14 protein-coding genes and 1 pseudogene are annotated in these 22,206 nt (G+C 45.8%); 5 read left to right on the top strand and 10 right to left on the bottom strand.

Annotated elements, in window-relative coordinates; genetic code table 11:
- Positions 1-6: 6 nt before the first annotated feature.
- The 10 genes and pseudogenes from PNUC_RS06800 to PNUC_RS06850 form a co-directional block, all read right to left on the bottom strand.
- The gene (locus tag PNUC_RS06800; RefSeq protein WP_011903136.1) at positions 7-819 is read right to left on the bottom strand and encodes a peptidoglycan DD-metalloendopeptidase family protein; all 813 of its coding nucleotides are present in this window, start codon (positions 817-819) and stop codon (positions 7-9) included.
- Positions 816-1,439: pseudogene (locus tag PNUC_RS06805) on the bottom strand (protein-L-isoaspartate(D-aspartate) O-methyltransferase); the annotation flags it as partial. The gene PNUC_RS06800 and the pseudogene PNUC_RS06805, both read right to left, overlap by 4 nt.
- 29 nt (positions 1,440-1,468) lie before the next feature.
- The gene (surE, locus tag PNUC_RS06810) at positions 1,469-2,254 is read right to left on the bottom strand and encodes a 5'/3'-nucleotidase SurE (RefSeq protein WP_011903138.1); all 786 of its coding nucleotides are present in this window, start codon (positions 2,252-2,254) and stop codon (positions 1,469-1,471) included.
- 2 nt (positions 2,255-2,256) lie between these two features.
- Positions 2,257-5,334: an efflux RND transporter permease subunit gene (locus PNUC_RS06815; protein ID WP_011903139.1), complete on the bottom strand. Its 3,078-nt coding sequence runs from the start codon at positions 5,332-5,334 to the stop codon at positions 2,257-2,259.
- A complete protein-coding gene (locus tag PNUC_RS06820) occupies positions 5,335-6,594 on the bottom strand; it encodes an efflux RND transporter periplasmic adaptor subunit (RefSeq protein WP_011903140.1) in 1,260 nt (419 codons plus the stop codon). It lies immediately after the preceding gene.
- A 9-nt stretch (positions 6,595-6,603) separates the two neighbouring features.
- On the bottom strand, positions 6,604-8,121 hold the full coding sequence (locus PNUC_RS06825; RefSeq protein WP_011903141.1) for a TolC family protein: 1,518 nt from the start codon (positions 8,119-8,121) through the stop codon (positions 6,604-6,606).
- A gap of 332 nt (positions 8,122-8,453) precedes the next feature.
- Entirely contained in the window at positions 8,454-8,957 is a 504-nt protein-coding gene (locus tag PNUC_RS06835; RefSeq protein WP_011903142.1) for a DUF1993 domain-containing protein, read from the bottom strand.
- Positions 8,958-9,015: 58 nt separating this feature from the next.
- Positions 9,016-9,837, bottom strand: a complete 822-nt coding sequence (locus tag PNUC_RS06840; RefSeq protein ID WP_201721395.1) for a tetratricopeptide repeat protein — start codon at positions 9,835-9,837, stop codon at positions 9,016-9,018.
- Positions 9,838-9,938: 101 nt separating this feature from the next.
- Complete coding sequence (locus tag PNUC_RS06845; protein WP_011903144.1) at positions 9,939-13,496, bottom strand: UvrD-helicase domain-containing protein; 3,558 nt, start codon at positions 13,494-13,496, stop codon at positions 9,939-9,941.
- Between the two features lie 2 nt (positions 13,497-13,498).
- Positions 13,499-16,483, bottom strand: a complete 2,985-nt coding sequence (locus PNUC_RS06850; RefSeq protein WP_011903145.1) for a PD-(D/E)XK nuclease family protein — start codon at positions 16,481-16,483, stop codon at positions 13,499-13,501.
- A 120-nt stretch (positions 16,484-16,603) separates the two neighbouring features.
- Between PNUC_RS06850 and trxA the strand changes: the two genes are divergently transcribed.
- From trxA to PNUC_RS06875, 5 genes are all read left to right on the top strand, one after another.
- Positions 16,604-16,930 carry a thioredoxin TrxA gene (gene trxA, locus PNUC_RS06855; protein ID WP_011903146.1) on the top strand — a complete coding sequence of 109 codons (327 nt, stop codon included), beginning with the start codon at positions 16,604-16,606 and terminating at the stop codon, positions 16,928-16,930.
- Between the two features lie 296 nt (positions 16,931-17,226).
- Positions 17,227-18,489: a transcription termination factor Rho gene (rho, locus tag PNUC_RS06860; protein WP_011903147.1), complete on the top strand. Its 1,263-nt coding sequence runs from the start codon at positions 17,227-17,229 to the stop codon at positions 18,487-18,489.
- Between the two features lie 154 nt (positions 18,490-18,643).
- Complete coding sequence (locus tag PNUC_RS06865; RefSeq protein ID WP_011903148.1) at positions 18,644-18,991, top strand: type B 50S ribosomal protein L31; 348 nt, start codon at positions 18,644-18,646, stop codon at positions 18,989-18,991.
- Between the two features lie 99 nt (positions 18,992-19,090).
- On the top strand, positions 19,091-20,809 hold the full coding sequence (locus PNUC_RS06870; protein ID WP_011903149.1) for an ArnT family glycosyltransferase: 1,719 nt from the start codon (positions 19,091-19,093) through the stop codon (positions 20,807-20,809).
- Between the two features lie 4 nt (positions 20,810-20,813).
- Positions 20,814-22,205: an MATE family efflux transporter gene (locus PNUC_RS06875; protein ID WP_011903150.1), complete on the top strand. Its 1,392-nt coding sequence runs from the start codon at positions 20,814-20,816 to the stop codon at positions 22,203-22,205.
- The last annotated feature ends 1 nt before the right edge of the window (position 22,206 follow it).

The raw sequence follows: 22,206 nt of genomic DNA on the forward strand, positions 1-22,206 counted from the left end.
AGGCGCTTACTGCAAGTACGGTGTAGGGTTTACTGGCTTGCCGTTTACACGCAACTCAAAATGGAGCTTTACAGAAGTCGTATCGGTATCGCCCATCTCCGCAATCTTTTGACCTTTGCGAACCGTATCACCCTCTTTTACTAGAAGCTTACTGTTGTGTGCATAGGCAGTGAGATACGTATTGTCATGTTTAACAATGACTAAATTGCCGTAACCACGCAAACTGTTGCCGGCATAAACCACTTTGCCATCCGAAGCAGCTAAGACTGGCTCACCCACTTTTCCAGCAATATCAATACCTTTATTTTTATCACTAAAGTCATCAGTGACTTTACCTTTAGCTGGCCAAGACAATCGAATACCTGGCTCTGCAACTACTTCTGATTTAGTGGGCTCCGGTGTAGGGCTTGGTACATCTGCTTTATCGGTTACAGGGATTGGCTTTTTCTCAGTTACTTTCTCAGCCACTTTTACTGGCTTAGAACCAGCCGGTGCTTTAATCAAAATTAAATCGCCAATTTCAATAATGTTTGGATTAAAGCTTGGATTAATAGCCTTGTTCCACTGCACAACATCTCGAGGCGCTTGACCATTATCCAAGGCAATGCGTGCCAAGGTATCACCCCTTTTCACCCGATAGTAGCCAGGAGGTGCAGGTTCGCTAGATCCGCCACTGCGGTCTGTAACGCTTGCAGGCTTCGTGCGAGGTGTAGAGCAACCCACTGTCAGCATCAAAGATGCGGTCAGGAACAAAATCAAGAGACTTTTAGAAACAGTGTTTGGCATGACGTTGGACATTGGATTCAATATAGATCTCATACTACCCCTGATTGTAAGGGGACAAAAAAGACCCCGTCCAGTACAGTTCTTTGATAGCGCTGAGAACTCATTCTCTCTACTACCACCAGTTGCTGTTCATTCTCATTTTTGGCAACTGGGGCAACTAATCGGCCTCCAATAGCCAACTGATCCATTAAGGCATCAGGAATACCGAGACCAGCCGCAGCCAAAATGATCCCGTCGAACGGTGCGGCTTGGGGTAATCCCAAAATTCCGTCGCCATAAATGAGGCGCAGGTTATTAATACGAAAAGGTCGAAGCTTAGCTCTAGCCATGTCATGCAATGGCCGGATGCGTTCGATTGTATAAACCTCATCCGCAAGCAAACTTAATACCGCAGCTTGGTACCCACAACCGGTCCCGATTTCTAAAACTTTGCCTAGCTTATGTCTTGGCTTGTGCAATAACTCAATCATACGAGCAACTACAGAGGGTTTTGAAATTGTTTGCTCATGGCCTATTGGCAGAGCGGTATCTTCATAAGCTTGCGCATGCAAACCGGGGTCCATAAATGCATGACGTGGAACGGTCGCGATGGCTTCTAAAGTCTTGCCATGTTTCACGCCACTAGCATGGACCTTGGCTGCTAGAGCCTGGCGATAGGCAGCAAAGCGTTCTGTGGGAGCCTTCAACCGCGATCCCAGCCATTTGCTCGCATCGCTGCTAAGCGCGCATGATGCGTCAAGTCCAACTGCATCGGCGTAATCGAAATACATCCTTCGGCAATCGCATGAAAATCGGTACCCTCAGAGCCTTCTTTTACTTCGCCGGCAGCACCAATCCAATAAATTTTTTCGCCACGCGGGCTATCTTGTACCACTACTGGTTGGGAGTGATGGCGGTTTCCCAAACGGGTTACGCGCCAGCGATAAAGGTCAGCATAAGGACGATTTGGAATATTGACATTGAGTAATGTTGCAGTACCTTCTGTACGAGCCAAGGCGGAAACTAACATTTGCGCAACAACATCATGTGCTGCTTTAGCGGCATCCTCAATTCGATTCCAGCCACGATCTATTTGCGAGAAAGCAATGCCGGGTACACCAAACATGACCCCTTCAACCGCTGCAGCCACCGTACCTGAGTAAAGCGTATCTTCACCCATGTTCTCGCCTTGATTGATTCCAGAGATGACTAAGTCTGGCTTTTCATCCAAGAAACCAGTCATCGCAACGTGAACGCAATCGGTAGGAGTGCCATTGACGAAGAAAAAGCCATCACGTTCGCCACCAGCTACTCGATGAATCGATAGTGGCCTAGATAGCGTGAGTGAATTAGATGCTCCGCTATGGTTTTGCTCGGGGGCAATCACTGTAATTCGACCTAAGGGACGAACCGCATTCACTAAAGCCAATAAACCAGGAGCTAGGTAACCATCGTCATTGGAAACCAGGATATGGGGTTGCTTTGACATGATTAAACGATTCCTGGTTTATGTTTGCCACGACCCCTCATTGCCGCATAAATCACCGGCAACACCAAGAGCGTGAGAATAGTAGTGGTTACCATGCCGCCTACAATGACGAGGGCTAATGGGCGCTGTGCTTCAGAACCAATTGAATGAGACAAGGCGGCAGGCAAGAGACCCAAGCCCGCTAACATCGCAGTCATTAAAACAGGTCGAACACGTAAAGCTGCGCCATCAACCATGGCATCTTTCATAGCACCATGCTCTTCAGCTACCGTCTTATTGATATAAGAAATCAGAATCACGCCGTCTTGAATGGCAATACCAAATAAAGATAAGAAACCAAATAGAGCAGAAATACTCAGCGTTTCGCCACCAAGATGCAGGGCGATAATTCCGCCGATGGCTGCAAATGGGACATTGATGAGAACAATCACCGCATCTCGGAAGTTACCCAAGGCAGTTACCAACAACAAGAAAATTGCCACCAGCGTGAGCGGAATGATGACCATTAATTTTTGTTGCGCCGCCTTCATCTGATTAAACTGACCATCCCAGGCTATCGAATAGTTTGCAGGTAGCGCTACATTCTTCTCGACTAAATATTTGGCATCTTCGACTGCGCTACCAAGATCTCGATCACGCACGCTGAAAATAACCGCAATGTAACGCTTACCGGCTTCCCGATATATAAAGAATGGACCATCTGTAAGCTCTACATTTGCTACCATCCCCAAAGGCACTCTGGAGCCAACAGGAGTGTCAATCAGTAAATTGGCAATATCAGGCAAATCATTTCGACTATCTTCATTTAAACGCACAGCAATGCCAAACGTCTTTTCGTCCTCCAGGAAATTAGAAACTGGGGCCCCACCGATGGCATTAGCAACTACAGTTTGCACATCGGCCACATTTACCCCATATCGCGCTGCCTTATCGCGATCAATCTGAATATTTAAAGTTGGTTGACCCAGCTCCTTCAGAATGCTTTCGTCCTCAATGCCACGCACTTTCTTTAATTGGGCAATGACCTCATGCGCCTTTGTGTTCAGAATTGTTAAGTCTGTTCCAAAAATCTTGACAGAGTTTTCACCCTTCACCCCAGACAGAGCCTCATTCACGTTATCCTGAATGTATTGAGAGAAACTAAATGAAATCCCAGGAATGCGCTCCAGCTCACCCTGTAAGCGCTTCAATAGATCTGCCTTACTAGACCCCTTCGGCATCAGCTCAGGAGGCTTTAGATAAAGACCGTACTCCTGATTAAATACTCCAGTAGAGTCAGTTCCATCATCTGGGCGACCAATTTGAACAGCCACTCGCTCTATCTCAGGCTGCCTTGTGAATGTCTCTCGCAACTGATTGGCAACACTAATTGAATAATTTAAATCAACAGTATTTGGCAGGACAACACGAAGCCAAATGTTATTTTCTTCTAAGGTGGGTAAAAATGCAGTACCCAAACGAGTTGCACTAATTAAGGTAACGCCAAGCACCAAAATAGAAACAGTAATGACGTGACGAGGGTGATCCATTAAGCGCCGCAATAAGGGCTTGTAATGGTCGAGTATCCAAGTAATAAACTTAGGCGGTTGATGATGGAAATTTTCACCGAACGCGTAAGAAATCGATGCGGGTAAGAAGGTGAGACTCAGAACAATCGAGGCAATCAAGGCAAAGCCCATCGTAAAGGCCATCGGCTTAAATATAATCCCCTCCACACCACCCATTAAAAATAATGGTGAGTAAGCAACAATAATGATGCTGGTGGAATACACCATAGCCCTTTGCACTTCAGCAGTCGCCAAAATAATGCTTTGATTCAAGCGCTTTCCGCCCTCTTCCAAGTGACGCATCACATTTTCCGTAATGATTACAGCTGCATCTACGATCACCCCGAAGTCAATCGCACCCAAAGAAATCAAGTTGGCTGGTACATTAAATATGTACATCATGATGAAAGAAAAACACAGCGCCAGGGGAATAACTGCTGCAACGACAGCGGCAGCCCGGAAATTACCCAAGAATATGTAAAGCAAAACCAAAACCATAGTGATGCCAAAAAACATGGTGTGCTTAACAGTGCCCACAGTGATATCTAAGAGAACCTGGCGATCATAAAAAGGCTTAACCTCAATGCCCGGCGGCAATACATGGGCATTGATCGTGACAATCTTTTCTCTAACGCGGGCTAATACTTCTGAGGCATTCTCACCTCGACGTAAATACACAATTCCTTCAACCGAGTCTGGATTTTCATCAAACTGGAACAAACCCAAGCGGGGAGCATTTCCAATTTCAACTGTGGCCACATCACCAATGCGAACAGGAACGCCGTTGTTGACAGCAACAACCACTCTTCTAATATCGTCCAAGTTCTTCAGTAGGCCAACCCCACGCACCACAAATTGCTGTTCACCACTTGGCAATACGCCGCCTCCAGTGTTGTCATTTGCCTTCGATAAGGCATCAATTAACTGAGAAATAGTGATATTTTTGGATTGCAGGCTTTCGGGTCGAACGATTACGTTGTACTGACGAACCTTACCGCCAAAAGAGGAAACGTCTGCAATGCCTGGAGTTTGTTTGAGCTCTTTGTAGATCTCATAATTTTGCAAAGTCTTTAGACGAGTGGGGGATGCATAGTCTGATTTCACTTGATAGCGAAGAATTTCGCCAGTAGCATCTGAATCAGGGCTCACACTTGAGCTTACGCCCGGCGGAAAAGTTACATTTCCCAAATTAGAAATAAAAATTTGCCGAACCTTAAAGGGGTCAGCATTGTCATTAAATTTTAGCGTGACAACAGAAAGTCCAAATAAAGAAACGGAGCGAAATGCTTTAACCCCTGGAATACCTGCTAAAGCATTTTCTACTGGAATCGTAACTTGTTGTTCTACTTCAGTAGTACTGCGTCCTGGCCACTGAGAAATTGCTTGGATAGTTAATGGCGCTACACCTGGATAAGGCTGAATAGGCAGCTGCTTTAGGCTGTATGCTCCCAAGCATAAAAGTACCGCAGAGGCAAATAGGATTAGTATGCGCTTGTCTAAAACACCTCTTAGAAAATTCGTTGCGAAACTCAATTACTCCTCCTGCTTGGCGAATCGGTCATTCAACAGGACTGCGCCATCAGTTAATACTTTCATACCAGGCTCCACCCCTTCAGTAACGGCAAATTGTTTGCCATCCAAATCAAAGCCCTTCACTGCAAACCGCTTATAAGTATCTGAGGCCGTTTTAATAATGACATAGCGCATCTCACGGACACGCACAATGGCAGTTTGAGGCAAAACAACTGCCTGGCTAGACCCTACTTGTAACTTTCCAGAGGCAAACATATCGGGGCGCAGCAAGCCCTCAGGATTATCAACATCGCAGCGAATGACTAAAGCTCTAGTATCCGGATCGATTGTTGGCGCAATAAAGTTTGCTCGTGCGGTAAACACCTTATCTGGGTAAGCTTCAGTACGTAAAATAATAGTTTGCCCTTTTTGAATCTTGGCAATGTCTTGTTCATAAACATTACCCAAGAACCAGAGAGCTTTAGGATCGGCCAAGGTTGCCAATACATCACCTATATTGGCAAATGCACCTGGCTCTACTGCACGCTTGACTACAACCCCGTCAATTGGGGAACGCACTACTAGGTTAGTTTGAGTTTTACCAGTTCTTTCTAGGTTCTTAATTTCCCCATCCCCAGCACCTAGATTACGGATACGGTTAGCGGCCGCATCTTGCGTAATACGTGAATCAGAAAGCAAGTCACCCAAGGCCTTATTGCCCTCTAAAATCTTGGTAGTTTTTGAAGACAATAAATATTCTTGTTCGGCAGAGATGAAATCGGGGCTATACATTTCTAAAACAGGGGAGCCTACTTGGACCTGCGCCCCATCAAAAGCAACAATACGTTCAACTCGACCGGCTGCTCGAGCAGAAATCACCTTAGATTTTTCAGCATTAAAAGTTAATCGGCCGGGCATATTTAGCTCAACCGGCACATCTGATTTAACAGCCTCACTGAATACATAAATATTTGGATTTAAATTAAGGCCCGGGAGCTTTAACTCCATTACGCCAGAGCTCTCTACTTTTAGTGACTTATCACTTTTCTCCAATTTAACTGGGCGGTTCACATTCACAAACAACCCAATGACGATGCCGAGCATCAAAATAGAGATGCAAATAATAACTAAGCGCAGTCGAGCACGCGTCTCCGGTGGGAGAGCCCAGTAAGATCGATGAATCTCATTTGTATTTGCCTCAACACGAGCTTTAAAACGATTTGGTAATTGCTTAGCCTCTTCGTAAGCCCGCTTTAGGATGGTGGTGATCTTGTCCTTCAAAACAACTCCTTAATAAGGCTCTTTGCCAGCAGTCACGAGCAATACTGCTTCTGCCTGCATGAGATTTGCTTCCGCCAAAGCCAATTGCACTTCCAAGCTACGCAACTGGGTTTGGGCTGTCAATAAATCATTAAATCCTTGACCATTATTTGAATACTGAATTAGGCCTACTTTATAGGCGGCGTCACCTTGAGGTACCTGGCGCTCCCTCAAGAATTGAGTTTGCCTTTTGGCTTGCTCATAAGCTGCATATGCAGTGTTCACTGCCAAGACGATTTGCTGCCTATTGGAGATATCGCCAGCTTCTGCAGAGGCTTGATTGCGCTGCGCTTGCTCAACGCCGTACTTTTCTTTAGTAAAAAAGTACAAAGGAATAATGAGATCTAACTCAAATTGATAGAATAGTGCGCCGTTATTCGCCGAGAAAGGGCCGCGCGGAGTATAAGAAGATCCAATCACCTGGAAGTCCGGCAAGTAGGCTTTCTTTGCTAAGTCCACACCTTTACGTGCAGCTTCAAGCTGTAAGGCAGAACTCTTTAAAGCCGGATGACTGCTTTCGGCATAATCTTCCAGCTCAACTAATGTTGGCACTTTAGTTAAAGCACGATTCACATCTGCACGCAGCACCAATTTTTCACGAGAATGACGACCAACTAAAGTATTGATATTGTTTATCGAAACCTGCAATTGACGCTCTAAATTAAATTGATCTGCTTCAGCAGCACTTTGAGCAACCTGCGCATTTAAATACTCAACGTAAGCAGCAGCATTGTTTGCGTAGCGTGCTTTTGCGACATTCTTAATCATCTCCAGGCGAATCACAGACTCTTTTAAAACTTGCAATTGCTTTTGCGCCGCTAGAGCGTTGTAGTAAAGACTGGAGAGTTGCGCGCCCAATTGCAGGTATGCAACTTCTGACTGCGCTAATAATGCATCAGCATTGGTGTTGGCAATGTCTGCCGCCAGACTCTTTTTGCCAGGAAACTGAAATGGTTGGGCAATAGAAATTGCATTGTTACTACTAATGCCATTAGGGTACTGAGTAGAAGGCGCATTGGCTCCGCCTAGTGCAAATGGGGAATTTACTGGCATGCCTGACCACACTAAACCAATTTGCGGATTAGCCGGCGCAGCAATTTGCGGCACTGTTGCTTTTGCTGCCAAATAAGATTCGCGCAAAGAGGAAAGCTGGGGGTTATTTATTTTCAGCTCATTCCACAGTTGACGTAAATCCATTTCAGCAGGGCCTGAAGCAGCTGGCTTGGTATAAATTTTCGGCGTATTGGCCTTAGTTACTGGCGCAAACAATTCTGATGCTTTACTTGGTTGCTCTTGCGAGCTCAGTTGAGACCCAATCGATGGCGGCACAGCTAAGGAAGTATCACCACCCTGAACGGTGACCTTTGCAGGGGGAATTTCGCCGACTTGTGAAAAAACTGCGGCAGAAAAAGAAGAAGCGCATAGAGCAAAAGCGAGTCTTTTGATTGGAAATAATGCGCTAATTTTACGTATGCCGAGAATCAACAAAAGCGGCTGCCTCTAAATCAATATAAATGCTGTTTTTCTAGCCCCTAATGCTGATTTCGAGATATCTAGCTACCGCTTTAGGGGGTTTAAAGGATTATAGGGTACAAAATGGAAAAGTCGAATTATTGACAATTGCTATCTTATTGATTCTAAAGATAATAATTGACAGCGCTGAAGCGCTACCTAGCAAAAGGCGAAGGCCAGAATCGCTGGATCGTCCAAGAAGGCGTTTGATAGGTGCAAACTGGCTCGAAAGAACCAGGGATAAACCACCTCAAGGATTTCAGAAAAATACTCCATGAGGTGATTTTAACCCCTTAAATGGGGTGCTACTAGCCCCCTAGGTAATCAGACTTCCCAATTTCTACGCCATTGTGGCGGAGGATGTTGTATGCAGTTGTGATGTGGAAATAAAAGTTTGGAATGATCCAGGTAAGCAGGTACTGCTCTCCAACAAACTCAAAATTCCACTCTTTAATAGAGAATTTAATCTCTTTGGCCTCAGTGCCATCAACTTGCGCAGGCTGAATACTCTCAGCAAAAGCAATCGTTTTGGCGATACGCTCTTGCAGCTGCGCAAAAGTCACTTCGGTGTCATCAAACTTCGGTGGCTCAACACCCGCTAAACGAGCCATGCCATTTTTAACTTGGTCACATGCAATTTGCACTTGCTTTGAAAGCGGGAACATGTCCGGAAACAGTCTGCCCTCAACCAACACTTTTTCATCTACGTTCTTAGTCTTTGCATATTCTTCACCCTTTTTAAGGATGACAGAAAGATTGCTCAGCATCTTTTTTAACTGAGGAATTGATGCTTGGTACATTGATATTGCCATCGTTGCTATCTTCGCTTTCTTTGCGTTAGTTACTTTGCTACTTTTCTAAATAATTTGTTTAAACGTCGCTCATAAAATCACCGCCGCCACCGCCATCATCCCAAGAGCTTGCGCCGCCATCATCCCAGGAACTAGCGTCATTCACTCCAAAGTTAGCCGCATCTACTTGACCGCCGAGTTGATTGAAATCATTATTAATATTTCCAGGGTTTGAATGTTGGCCTCCGCCCATTAAACGGCTTGCCAAGGCTTCACCGGCCACCATACCGGCACCGAGCGCTGCGCCCGTAGCCAAGCTACCCATCAGTCCACCGCCCATACCAGATGCTGGTGCGCCAGGATAGCCAGGAGGATAGCCGCCGGGGGCGCCGGGATAAGGACCATTTGCATTGGGAGCGTTATAGACTTGAACGGCATCAGGGCGATTGCGATTTTTCATAAAGAACATCACGCCCACAATCAGAATGGCAATCAATATCCAAAAGAGTGGGCTAGTGAAAATTGAACTAGCACCAGTATTTGCTGTGCTGACTGGCGCTGCGCCGGCTCGTAATTGTGCTTGCAATTTTTGCACTGATTCTGGTTGCGCAAATGGTAAACCAGGCGCTAAATTTTCTGCCTGCACAAATGCATTTCTGGCTGCGTCTAATTTACCCTCTTTCAGATAAAGTTCAGAGGCGATGTAATGGGCCTTGCCACTATTCGGGTGATTTTTTAAGACCTCTTGCATCATGGAATCTGCTTTGGCAAGTTGCCCAGATTCAATAGCCTGATACACCTCAGGTAAGGTAGGTTCAGCAAAGGCTACGTTACTAGTCAGTAACACGGCACTGGCAAATAGCCCAATAAACACATTCAATACATGGCGCATCTTCATCATGACTCCTTATGCAATTTATGCTGCGAATTTCATTATCGTTAGTTTAGGAACTTTTATCATTCCCTAGCCATATGAGGGCTTTAGGACGAAATTCAAGGGCCTCAAAGAAGCTGCTTTAACTCACCAAGCGAGGAGATTAAAAAAGCCTTGCTGGGCTTATCCGAGCGAATGTGCTCCAATACCTTTTGGTAGTTTGCCAGTTGTTTACAGTATTTTTCGTACTGCTCACTTCCCTCAGGTGGAATAGTTAACTTGTAATCAATGATGGCCAAATGGGTATCAAACTCTACTAAGCGATCCATGCGGTAGCTCTTGCCATCTTGAGAGGCTATATCCAATTCATTCCAGGCCTGCACCCAGGCTCCATCAGTCAGATATTTCTTTAATGCAGGCGTTTCCAATACCGCTGTTACACGCTTGATTAACTGCTCAGCATGATCTTCATGAATACCCAACCAATCGACAATCTCTTGTTTGCTAGGCATAGCTTGCATCAGAGGCGCGCTAGTTTGTGCAGTCATCATCTCTAGTAATTGATGGAAGTGATTGCCCTCCTCCAAAATCTCTGGATCCGGCTCATCGACTTGTTTGTCGCCCCCGACAAACACCTCAAGTGTTTGCCCGCCTTCAATATCGCTTAGCAATTGATCATGATTTTGAATGGCGGGTAGCCAATTTAAGACAAAGTCTTCTATAGCGGACTCATGAGCGCCGTCTTTAGTTAAGTGCGCGGGCTCTTTATGCTCCATTCCTACTGGAACCACTGCAATTGGAATACCGGCATTACTCGCTTTGCCATACCAGGAGGATTTATCGAGACCATCTGGATTATTTTTCGTCGGCTTTTGCGCATCTCCACTAATCCAGAGGCCCTGGCGTGCGCGGGTCATCGCCACATAGAGCAAGTTCCAGTTTTCATTTTCACCAATGCTCTTTTCCGCTTCGATTAACTCTAGTCGAGGGCTAGTTAGAGTCTTAGAGGTAAATAAAGACAGGTGGGATGGACTTTGTTCATGCGGCGCCCAATCCATCAAGACACCACTATAGTCAACATTGGCGTCGGTATTATTGGCATCTAACAATATGACAAACGGTGACTCCAAACCTTTAGCGCCATGTATCGTCATCATGCGAACACGCTGCTGTTGATCCTCCTCCGACATGTCATTTTCGCCGTTAAGTTCGACTAAATTTTCATCACCGGTAGCGTCAACATCCCCTTCGTCTGGGGTTTCATCATCATCGCCACGTCGCTTGGCATTAATTTCCTGAATAAATCGACTTAAGCTGGGATATTGACCGCCGTTTTGATCAAGCGCGACCTCCAAGAAGGCATCTAAATTAGCCAACACCTGTGGACGGTCAATCTCCTGACATATGGCGGCGTATTTAATGCGTACATCACCCTCTTGATAGATGCGATCTAATAAGTCATGCACCGGCAAACGCTCACCTAAAAGATGCCAATGCTTTAAATAGCGAGCAGCGGTTTGTAATTGAGCGTCTTGACTATCTTGTAACGCGTCCCACCATGAGCGATATTGATCAGCATTCATCGCCACAGCAAGCTTTTGCATTTGCTTTTCAGTAAAGTTAAAGATAGGACTACGTAAGACTTGGGCCAACGGTAAATCATGACGGGGAGTAACCAACACCGTCAATAAGGCAATCAGATCATCTACTTCCAAAGTATTTAATAAGCCGCCTAGGCGTGAGCTTTCATAGGCAAGCCCTGCTTCACGCAATGCTCTTTCATATTCCGTTAAGAATTGGCGTCGCTTAACCAACAGCAAGAAATCACTTGCTCGCGCAGCACGCCAGACTGTTTTACCATCCGCTTGATCCGGTACTTTTCGGGTTTTGAGAAGATGGTTAATGAGGCGACCAAGAGCTTGTCCCTCTCGATATCGCTGGATGGCTGCATTAGTCTGCCCTGGATCAGCAATTGCTTTATCAAATGCGCTTCCTTCACGCACTTCTTCCAATTTCTCAGCATAGGGAATTAAAGGAAGAAGAAATACCTCACCTTGCTCAGCATAGGCATCACCGGGTCTATCCAGCACTGGTGAAGTCCAGAGAGTCTCTTGTTTTGAATATGGATATTCCGGCGGAATCTGCTCGTCTGTAAATATTCGATTCACAGCTTGGTTAATTTCTGGGGCATTGCGGCGGGTTTTATCTTGCTCGATATAAACCGCACCTAACTCCTCATGCAAAAATTGCTTTGCACTTTCGAACAACCTAGGATCAGCGCGGCGGAAACGATAAATTGACTGTTTTGGATCGCCCACTATAAATACTTTGGGCTTGTCATCGCCTGCGCTGTAGCCTGCTAGCCAAGCACGCAAAATCTGCCACTGCAATGGATTTGTGTCCTGAAACTCATCAATGAGGATTTGCTTGTACTTTGCATCTAAACGGGCTTGTAGATAGGCTGCATTCGCTGCATCTGCCATCAAGGTGCTTACACCAATCTCCAGATCATCAAAATCACGGACCCGCATATTTTCTTTTTTGGCGCTGGCGTGAGCCATCATGGATTGATTCAAAGCAAACCAAGCCTGATTGATTGCCAATACATCCTGCTCAGCTTGCCACAACAAATAGGCTTCAAAGGAATGGCCCCATGATTGTTTTATTGCAATATGCTCGGCTACACGATCTGACAGCCCCTCTGCATCAAGGTACTTTTGCAGAGCCCCCAAAGCTTTGTCATTATTACTGCGGTACTTTAGATCTTTAGTTAAGAATGTAGTTTGCAAAGTACTTGCCACATCCATGACGCTTCCGCCTTGCTCTTTGCAATCAATTGCAGGAAGTAAATACTCCAATAGATCACTGTCCTGCGAACTGCTATTAGCAAAGCATTTAGCCAAGAATCTTAAATCCTCTAAAGCATTGGAGGCGTCCCATAAAACCATTAATGGATTGGGAAGATGGAGGCGATGCAAAACTTGCGTTAAGCGATCTACGGGGCTGATGCCTTTTTGAATGCAATCTTTTGTATAAAAATTCCAAGCACCTCTTTGCTTAAAGAGACTTGCTTTTCCCATTAAGAGTTTTTGGGTCTCGTGTGAACCTAAGTGCTTGAGTAGGACGTCATAATGACCCTTGTGCTCGGCGGGAAGATTTCCCCACCAATCATCTAAACACTCTGACTGCAGACGTTTAGCGTCCTCGCGCAATGTAAAGCCTGGTTGGATCCCCAGGGAAACTGGAGCGGCACCAAGCAATCTACCAAACCAGCCATGAAAGGTGTCAATCACAATTGGCTGGGGGTTTGCGAGTACCTCCTCATAAAGTGCTTTGGCTTTCAGCAAATAGGATCGCGCTTGATCAACATTCAAACCTCTGGCGATTAGCTCCTGCATTAAGGAGTCATCATCTATTTTTGAAAAGTGTTCAAGCAAACCATACAAACGATCACGCATTTCCTGCGCAGCTTTACGAGTAAATGTCAGCGCTAATATTTCTTGCGGTTTCACATCATCAAGCAAGAGACGCACCATGCGTGCCACCAATAGCCAGGTCTTTCCACTGCCTGCGCATGCAGAAACAATCACTGACTGATGAGGATCGCAAGCTAAGCTTTCAGAATAGGCTTGCTTTTCTACCTCACTAAGAACCTTGCTCATAGCCTGATTTGGGTCTGATGGCATATTTACCAAAACCCCTTCCTACAAATACCGCGAGCTTCGCAATACTGACAAACGCCTTCGGGTGCAAAAGCTTGCATTGGTTTTTTAGACCAAAGACCCTGTACATCTTCGGTAATTTGCGCTGAAAATTGCATCATCATCTCAGGCATCTCTTGAACCTCTTGCGAGCGAGCAGCCTTTTGCGCCTCTTTTGAGAGGTCTGCTTTTAAAGCAACCCACTCGGCTTGTTTTACTTGACGCCCAAGCAACTTGTGATTTTCTTGAGACTCGTTCGCTGCGCGCGCATAAATTAATAGTTGCGGATCATCTAATAGATGTTCGGCACGCTGCTTAACTCGCTCGAAACGCTGATTCTTATAATCAATTACTGAAGCAAGCTTGCTATCGTCAATATGAATATCAAATCGATCAGCAAAGCCTTCAATACGAATGGTTTTGAAATTGCCATCGATATCAGCAAAAGGTAAATCAAAACCTACCTTTAGTTCGCCATCAAAATACTGCCATCCTGCTTGCTCGCGTTGTAATTGCCAGTCAATAAAGCTCGGGATTTGCTTTTGCCAATCGCGTAAGGCCCCCATTACCCTCGCATCACCCTCAATTAAAGGGGCGAACTCTTGCTCAGACTCCATATTGAGACGAGCCTCCATCCATTCGTGCCGCTCCTCATCTTGCGTTTTAAGATTGGGATTTTTATGTTCTTCCGTTTTCAGCGAGTGATAGAAGGATTTCAAAACCTGATGCAAGGTCTGCCCGGCTAGCGATGCATCAAATCCTTCGTCAACACTTTTTATTTTGCGCAAGCCCAATAAGCTGCGAACGTAATAGCGATAAGGGCAATCACGCAATGCCTTATAAGCACTAGGACTCATTGAAAGCGGCATAGGCAAATCTTCTTCAAAATGCGCTACTGCCATGTCAATCGGGTTGGGCTCAAATACCCGCTTCTGTATTTGAGGGCTCAGCGCATGCCAATCAACTTTACTTTGTAAGCGTTGAATCCAAGCGGAAGGTCTTAAAGGTTCTCCATTCTTACTTTTACTTTGCCAGAGTAAATCGACTTGGCTACATGAAACCAATAACTGAGAAAGATCTCTTGCTTGCTGCACAAATTGCATCTCAATGGTAGATGTCTTGAGCAATTGATTTAAGGCATCCGAAAAAAATAAAGGCGGCTCAGAATAGGCTGGAAGCTGCTGCTCATCACAACCCACCAATACGATGGCATCAAATTCTCTTAAACGGGCAGAGCTTAGAGGCAGAATGCTCAAATTGGCCCTAGCATCCCCACCCTCCTCTTGATAGCTAGCACCCTCCACTACCGTTTTGATCAAGCTGAGCCATTCATTCAAACGCATTACAGTCAGTTGATGGTCGGGGCGATGCAAATCAAAACTCTTCAAGACCTCTAATAACTGTTTACCAGCAGAGTCTTTTTCTAGGCTAGTCGCCATGCCAGTGGCCTGCAGATTGGCCTGTAAAAGCTTATAAGCTTTATTGCAATCAACCTTTAGTTTTGACCACTCATGATGACGCTCTCTGACGAACTGCAAGAGCTCTAACAAAGCTGAGCTTGGTATAGCAGACGCAGTTTTAACGGCATATTGCTGTGCGCGCTCGATGGCTAAATAAAAAGTAGTCCATCCGGATTCCGCTTTACTTGCCATCAAAATATCTTCAAGCTCTGCAATCAATCCGATGCAGAAATCTTTTTCTCGATTCAGGATTTTTTCAATATCTAAAAAAGGATTTTGCAAGAACTCAAGTAGAACTTTGACGCTTGGCCCATCTTTAGGTGACTGAATTAACTCTAGCCAACTATTGAGTGCAGCAGCAGCGCGGGTAGTAGAAAGCTTCCAGCCAGTTTCATCAGCAATATTTAATGCAGGCCCTAACCTAGCCAACAAGGCGCGCGCCCTTCTGGCAACTAAACGGTCTTGAGCTACTAATGCTAAATTGGTTTTGCCATCAATCAGATGCTGCTCAATTGTTTTTGCTGCAGTCCATGCCAGCTCTTCAAATCGTTTTGCAGAAACTAGTCTCCAACCTTCAATCTGAGCATGATGCACATTCTGGACAGCTTGCGTTGACTTGTCACCGCCCTGTATTGCTTCGGGCCACAAACCCACAGCGCTCCAATCCATCTTGACTTCTATTGCGGGTGCAAGCTGAGCATATTGATGAAGTAAATCAGCAATAATTTCTTGATCAATTGGAGTGGGATCTGCGGTTTCAACCCAAATTAATGGTCGCGCTTGATGGACTGCTTGCGCTTGTGCAAGTGCATGAAGGTGGGCTGCAATCGCAAACTGATTGCGAAAAGCGGGGTCACTCACACTGGCGGTATAACGCCAGAAAGTAAGCAATACGTTTGCCTCTTGGTCTACCACCTTACGCGCCATGCCACGATATGCTTCTTGAATAGTGGCATCTAGCAACGTTTGAACTTCACGCCCCCAAACTTCACCTATCTTGTTCTGCTGATCTTGATCGCTTTCATACTGCTGCATGAATACATGAATCTGTTTTTGAAGATGTGGACTTACCGCCTTCGATAAGGTATCGCACGCCTTCACGATTGCTTGAGCAAGACCCCATGCGCCCGTCTCACTCTCAGCTTTAAACCATGCCTGAAGATCGGGGTGCTTACGCAGAGTGGAGTAAACACCTAACCACCTTTCTAGATCAGATTGTTTTTTTGGAAACTTCCATGCGCCTGGAGCAGCCTCCAGCCAATCTTGAAAACTAATGACTTGAGGCAAAAAGGCAAGGTGATTGGGTAAGTCGGCTGGACGATATACTTCCAGCGCCCTTCTCACCCCCATTAAAGGTCCTGCCGTACTAAGCACCACTAAGGGGCGTTGATTAGTTTGCACTGCACAATTCCAAATTCCATTGGCGAGTTCCTTCAGAGCACCAGCATTAGGCGTGATAGCCCAGCTATATGGCTGTTGCTGTTCAGTAAGCATCGGAAATGGCTGAGACATTAATCTGTATGTTGGATGATAGTTTTACGTCTAATTTTCATTTTTGAGCAGAATGTTTCGCTTATTGCTAATATAAGCGCTGTAACGTTATAACTAAATAAGCCTAAATAAGGAATTTTCATGAGTGCCGGCATTAAATATGTAACTGACGCCTCCTTCGAACAAGACGTCCTCAAGTCCGATAAACCTGTTCTGCTCGACTTCTGGGCCGAGTGGTGCGGTCCTTGCAAAATGATTGGCCCCATCCTGGAAGAGCTTTCCGGTGAGTATGGCGACAAATTGCAAATCGCAAAAATGAACGTTGACGAGAACCAAGGTGTACCTGCCCAATTTAATATTCGTGGCATTCCTACACTTATCCTCTTTAAAAATGGCACCGTAGCTGCTCAAAAAGTAGGCGCCCTGGCTAAATCCCAGCTTAGCGCTTTCATTGATAGCAATATCTAAGAGTCTCATGCCACAGGTTCAGCAAATGAGCCTGTGGTCTCCATTGGCTTTTGGCCACATTAATTAGGGGTTTTAGTTGACTTGTGTCCAGTCAAATATGGTGTAGTATCACTCTAACAAGTAATTCAACGCACTAAGAAGTGCTCCGATTTTTCAGTAATTTACCTCCCCCTTTCTTAGCAAAATCCAAATTCTGTTTTTCACATCTGTCTGATCTTCATCACGACGGCAAACCCCAAAAATAAATTCAATTTATCTAGCTTCTACACACCTCATTATTTACACCAGAGAACCACATGCAATTAACTGAACTCAAAGTCCTCCACGTATCCGCCCTGCTCGAAATGGCAGCAAGTCTGGAGATTGAAAATACCCAACGGATGCGCAAACAAGAACTGATGTTTGCGATTCTGAAGAAACGCGCGAAGGCTGGTGAAACTGTTTTCGGCGACGGTACATTAGAAGTGTTGCCAGATGGCTTTGGCTTCTTGCGTTCTCCTGAAGCCTCTTATATGGCTTCACCCGATGATATTTATATCTCCCCAGCGCAGATCCGCCGCTTTAACTTACATACTGGTGATAGCGTTGAAGGTGAAGTGCGAACACCAAAAGATGGTGAACGTTACTTTGCATTGGTCAAGGTGGATAAGATTAACGGTTTGGCTCCAGAAGCCCTTAAGAACCGCATCATGTTCGAAAACTTAACGCCATTGCACCCTAACCGTGTAATTAGCCTAGAGCGTGACATCAAGGCAGAAGAGAATCTGACTGGCCGCATCATCGACATGATCTCCCCAATCGGTTACGGCCAACGTGGACTGATCGTGGCATCACCGAAGTCTGGTAAGACGGTGATGATGCAGCACATTGCTCATGCAATTGCAGCAAATAATCCTGAAGCTATTTTGATCGTCTTGCTCGTTGACGAGCGTCCTGAAGAAGTGACTGAAATGCAACGCTCTGTTCGCGGTGAAGTTGTTGCCTCTACTTTTGATGAGCCAGCAGTTCGCCACGTTCAAGTTGCTGAGATGGTGATTGAAAAAGCAAAACGCTTAGTAGAGATGGGTAAAGATGTCATCATCTTGCTTGACTCGATTACCCGTTTAGCACGCGCCTACAACACCGTTGTTCCTTCATCAGGCAAAGTACTTTCTGGTGGTGTGGATGCCAATGCATTGCAACGTCCAAAGCGTTTCTTCGGTGCCGCTCGTAATATTGAAGAAGGTGGCTCATTGACCATCATCGCTACCGCCTTGATTGAAACAGGCAGCCGTATGGATGACCTCATCTACGAAGAGTTCAAAGGTACCGGCAATATGGAGGTGCACCTTGAACGTCGCTTAGCTGAGCGTCGTGTTTACCCATCGATTAATCTTAATAAGTCAGGCACCCGCCGCGAGGAACTCTTAGTGAAGGCTGAGAATCTCCAGAAGATCTGGGTATTACGTAAATTACTGGCCGATATGGACGACATCGAAGCGATGAACTTCATCGTAGATAAGCTCAAATCCACCAAAAACAATGGCGAATTCTTCGACCTAATGCGTCGCGGAGGCTAATTTAGGGGTCTAGGGGGCTGTTTTAGCCCTTTTTAGACCCTAAAGATGCGCTTTGTTGTTGATTTCATGGCATAATTTCGCCTTTACCGCTTTTAACTTGGGAAAGTATTTAGGTTGTTTTAACTTAAACGGCTACCCGCTCATAGGACTCATAATGAAACCTGGCATTCACCCCGAATATCGTGAAATCGTCTTTGTAGACGTTTCTAACAACTTCAGCTTCAAGACTCGCTCCACCATGTCTACTAGAGAGACAATCAAGTGGGAAGATGGCAATGAATATCCATTGGCCAAGATCGAGACTTCATCTGAGTCACACCCTTTCTACACTGGTACCCAGAAAATCATGGATACCGCTGGTCGTGTTGAGAAATTCCGTCAGAAATTCGGTACAAAAGCGGTTGCTAAAGCTTCCGGTGATGGCGCTGCTAAAACTGCTGAGAAAAAAGCAGCTGCTGCAGAAGCTAAAGCTGCTGAAAAGCCAGCTAAAAAGAAGGCTTAATTCCCTTCTAATCGCGGGGTATGGAAAATACCTTCCCTGCGAGATAATTAAGGCAGCGTTTGCTGCCTTTTTTATTTTTTGCTTTACATTGAAAAGTACATGGTCAAACTCACCGCCGCCGCCACTAAATCGATCCCGCGCATTATTATTTTTGCGCTGACATTGGTATATGGTTTTTCTGGCCTCTTCTTTCGTGATCCATGGAAAAATGAAGATGCCATTGGCTTTGGCGGTATGTGGTCTCTATTTCGTGGTAACTCGATTGATTGGGTCGTCCCTCACTTAGCAGGTCGCAACATCTCTTTAGGCACCCCACTTCCTTACTGGATGGGTGCTGGTCTCATCGAATTATTTGGTCAGTATATTGGCGCTGCAAATGCTGCTCGCTTATATTCAGCGATTTGCTTTTTCTCTGCTGCACTGGCTATTTGGTATGCCACTTACTTATTAGGTCGTCGGCGCGAAGTTCAGCCTATGGCGCTAGCAATGGGTGGACAGCCTGATTTAAAAAGCTATGGGATGACGTTGGCTGATGGCGCTTTGCTCATCTTCTTGGCTTGCGTTGGCCTCGCTCAGCGCGCGCATGAAACCACACCAATGATGGCGCAACTGATGGGCATCAGTATTGTTCTTTACGGCACTGTGCGCGGCTTAGATAAGCCTTGGCAAGGCGGTCTATGGACAGGTCTAGGCATCACGATTGTGGCTTTATCGAGCAACCTCACCTTAAGCCTAATCATTGTTACCTCCACGATCATCGCCGTCATTGCAAGTAATGCTAAGTTACGCTTTCGCTGGACATTAGCAAGTACTGTTTTAGGCTTAATCGGCTTTGCGCTTTGGCCGATCATCTGGTATTTGGCTGGTCTACCAACAGAATGGCGCCATATCGCAGAAGAAGGTTGGCGCAATACTCCCGAGATGCGCTCCACTCCTTCACTAGAATCGCTTGGGTTTTTAAGTATTAATTTCTGGGCTTACGCATGGCCTGTGTGGCCGCTAGCAATGATTTCTTTAGCCCACTGGGGTCGAGTCAAGGCTGCAGGCGCATGGCGTGCACCACATCTTTGCATTCCCCTCAGTTTATTTATTGGCAGCTTGATCTATGTAATTTTTCGTCTTGAGGCGAATGAGCATGATCTGATGATCTTGATACCAAGCCTTTCGATCATTGCAGCATTTAGCTTGCCGATTTTGAAACGTAGTGTGATTAGCTTTATTGACTGGCTTGCCATGTTTAGCTTTACCTTGATTGCATTAGCGATTTGGATTATTTGGCTAGCAAAAATTACAGGCTACCCTGAGACTACTGCAGCTAACATCACGCGCCTATTGCCAGGCTTTGAAAGTCAGTTCAATTGGCTCGCGTTCATCGTGGCACTAGCCATTACCGGCGTATGGTTGGCGATCGTTCGCTGGAGAACATCGCGTGCCCCTAAGGAAATTTGGCGCTGCCTGATCATTTCTGCGTCAGGCACCACCTTAATGTGGGTTCTCCTGATGACTTTATGGCTACCGACGATTAACTACGCCAAAACCTATCGCCCCGTGTCTGCGCGCCTCTCACAAGTAGTACCGCCAGGTGCTGGCTGCATCAATACCAGCAATATTGGTATGGCGCAATTGGCCTCCTTTGACTATTTCACCAAACTCCCTTTGCGTGATGACCCCAACTGTCCTTGGATGCTGACGCATAACCAAACTGAAGCTAAGGCCTATGCGCAGCTGAACAATAAGAAACTTAATCTTCTCTGGGAAGACCGTCGCGCAGCTGATCGTGACGAACGCTTACGGCTTTACGAAGTCATTCCGGAATAAATCAATGCTGCACTTTAAGCTATCGCGCTTACGCGAGGACGTCCCTGCTTTACTCAAATTAGCTGGGCCTTTACTCATTGGTCAATTAGCAGTTATCGCTTTTGGCGTACTAGATACCGCAATGACAGCACGCTACTCTGCGGATGATCTTGCAGCGCTTGCAATGGCTTCAGCGATATTTATCAGCATCTATGTTGGTTTAACTGGTGTCATCTCCGCCTTAGCTCCCATTGCTGGGCAATTATTTGGGGCCAAACGATTTGATGAGATTGGAGAAGAAGTAAGGCAAGCCACTTGGCTTGCTTTTGGCCTAGCAGTCTTAGGATGCTTTGTTTTACTCAACGCCGATCATCTACTGTCCATCTCCCATGTGGGTCCGGAGATAGAAGGCAAGGCACGCCTCTATCTCAATATATTGGCCTTAGGCTTGCCTGCGAGCATGGGTATGCGCGTGCTAATGGCGCTCCATAACGCAGTATCCCGTCCCGCTGTTATTACCGTAGTGCAAATAATTGGTTTGGGATTAAAGATTCCATTGAACCTACTCTTTATATACGGTGGTCTAGGCATTGAAGGCATGGGTGGCCCAGGCTGTGCCGTGGCTACTGTGATTATCAACTGGTCATGGCTTTTAATGACTTTGGGGTTTGTTCTTTTCGATCGCTTCTATCATCCGTTCCGTATCTTTGAACGTTTTAGCCTTCCTGACTGGCATCGTATTTGGACTTTGCTCAAACTAGGAGCGCCGATTGGCTTTAGTTATTTAATTGAAGTGACTTCATTCACTTTCATGTCTTTATTTATTGCGCGCTTAGGTACAACTGCCTTAGCTGGGCATCAAATTGTGGCAAACATGGGAACGGTCATTTATATGGTGCCCCTCTCCCTTTCTATTGCAACAATGACTTTAGTATCCCAATCGATTGGGGCTAATAAACCTGAGCGTGCCGAAGAAATTGGCTGGTCATCTGTATTTTTTACAACTGCTTTGTGTATCACGATAGGCTTTGCTGTCTGGATATTCCGCATGCAACTACTCGATCTCTACGATCCACCAGCTGAGATTAAAGTATTTTCCATACCGCTATTTTTGTTTATCGCCTTCTACCAAGTATTTGATGCACTGCAAGTGACTGCTGCATTTATTCTGCGAGCCTATCGTATTGCCTTCTGGCCAATGCTGATTTATGCCGGCTCACTCTGGGGTGTAGGGCTTGGCGGCGGCTATTTGATGGGATTCAATGTATTTGGAAATACCCCCACCTTTTTACAAGGTGCCAATGGCTTCTGGGCTGGCAATAGTATTAGCTTAGGCTTAGCCGCTTGCTTGCTACTCTATCTTTTCAGAAGAACGGCGGAGCGCTATGAGAAAACACATCCGCCGGTAGAGGCTTAGG

It is taken from the genome of Polynucleobacter asymbioticus QLW-P1DMWA-1 (assembly GCF_000016345.1).
Lineage (GTDB): Bacteria > Pseudomonadota > Gammaproteobacteria > Burkholderiales > Burkholderiaceae > Polynucleobacter > Polynucleobacter asymbioticus.

Bases quoted from the DNA above. Each gene is read 5' to 3' on its own strand.
- PNUC_RS06800 (WP_011903136.1), bottom strand. From the start codon at position 819: ATGAGATCTATATTGAATCCAATGTCCAACGTCATGCCAAACACTGTT.
- PNUC_RS06870 (WP_011903149.1), top strand. From the start codon at position 19,091: ATGGTCAAACTCACCGCCGCCGCCACTAAATCGATCCCGCGCATTATT.
- PNUC_RS06845 (WP_011903144.1), bottom strand. From the start codon at position 13,496: ATGCCATCAGACCCAAATCAGGCTATGAGCAAGGTTCTTAGTGAGGTA.
- PNUC_RS06875 (WP_011903150.1), top strand. From the start codon at position 20,814: ATGCTGCACTTTAAGCTATCGCGCTTACGCGAGGACGTCCCTGCTTTA.
- surE (WP_011903138.1), bottom strand. From the start codon at position 2,254: ATGTCAAAGCAACCCCATATCCTGGTTTCCAATGACGATGGTTACCTA.
- trxA (WP_011903146.1), top strand. From the start codon at position 16,604: ATGAGTGCCGGCATTAAATATGTAACTGACGCCTCCTTCGAACAAGAC.
- rho (WP_011903147.1), top strand. From the start codon at position 17,227: ATGCAATTAACTGAACTCAAAGTCCTCCACGTATCCGCCCTGCTCGAA.
- PNUC_RS06850 (WP_011903145.1), bottom strand. From the start codon at position 16,483: ATGTCTCAGCCATTTCCGATGCTTACTGAACAGCAACAGCCATATAGC.
- PNUC_RS06840 (WP_201721395.1), bottom strand. From the start codon at position 9,837: ATGATGAAGATGCGCCATGTATTGAATGTGTTTATTGGGCTATTTGCC.
- PNUC_RS06865 (WP_011903148.1), top strand. From the start codon at position 18,644: ATGAAACCTGGCATTCACCCCGAATATCGTGAAATCGTCTTTGTAGAC.
- PNUC_RS06835 (WP_011903142.1), bottom strand. From the start codon at position 8,957: ATGGCAATATCAATGTACCAAGCATCAATTCCTCAGTTAAAAAAGATG.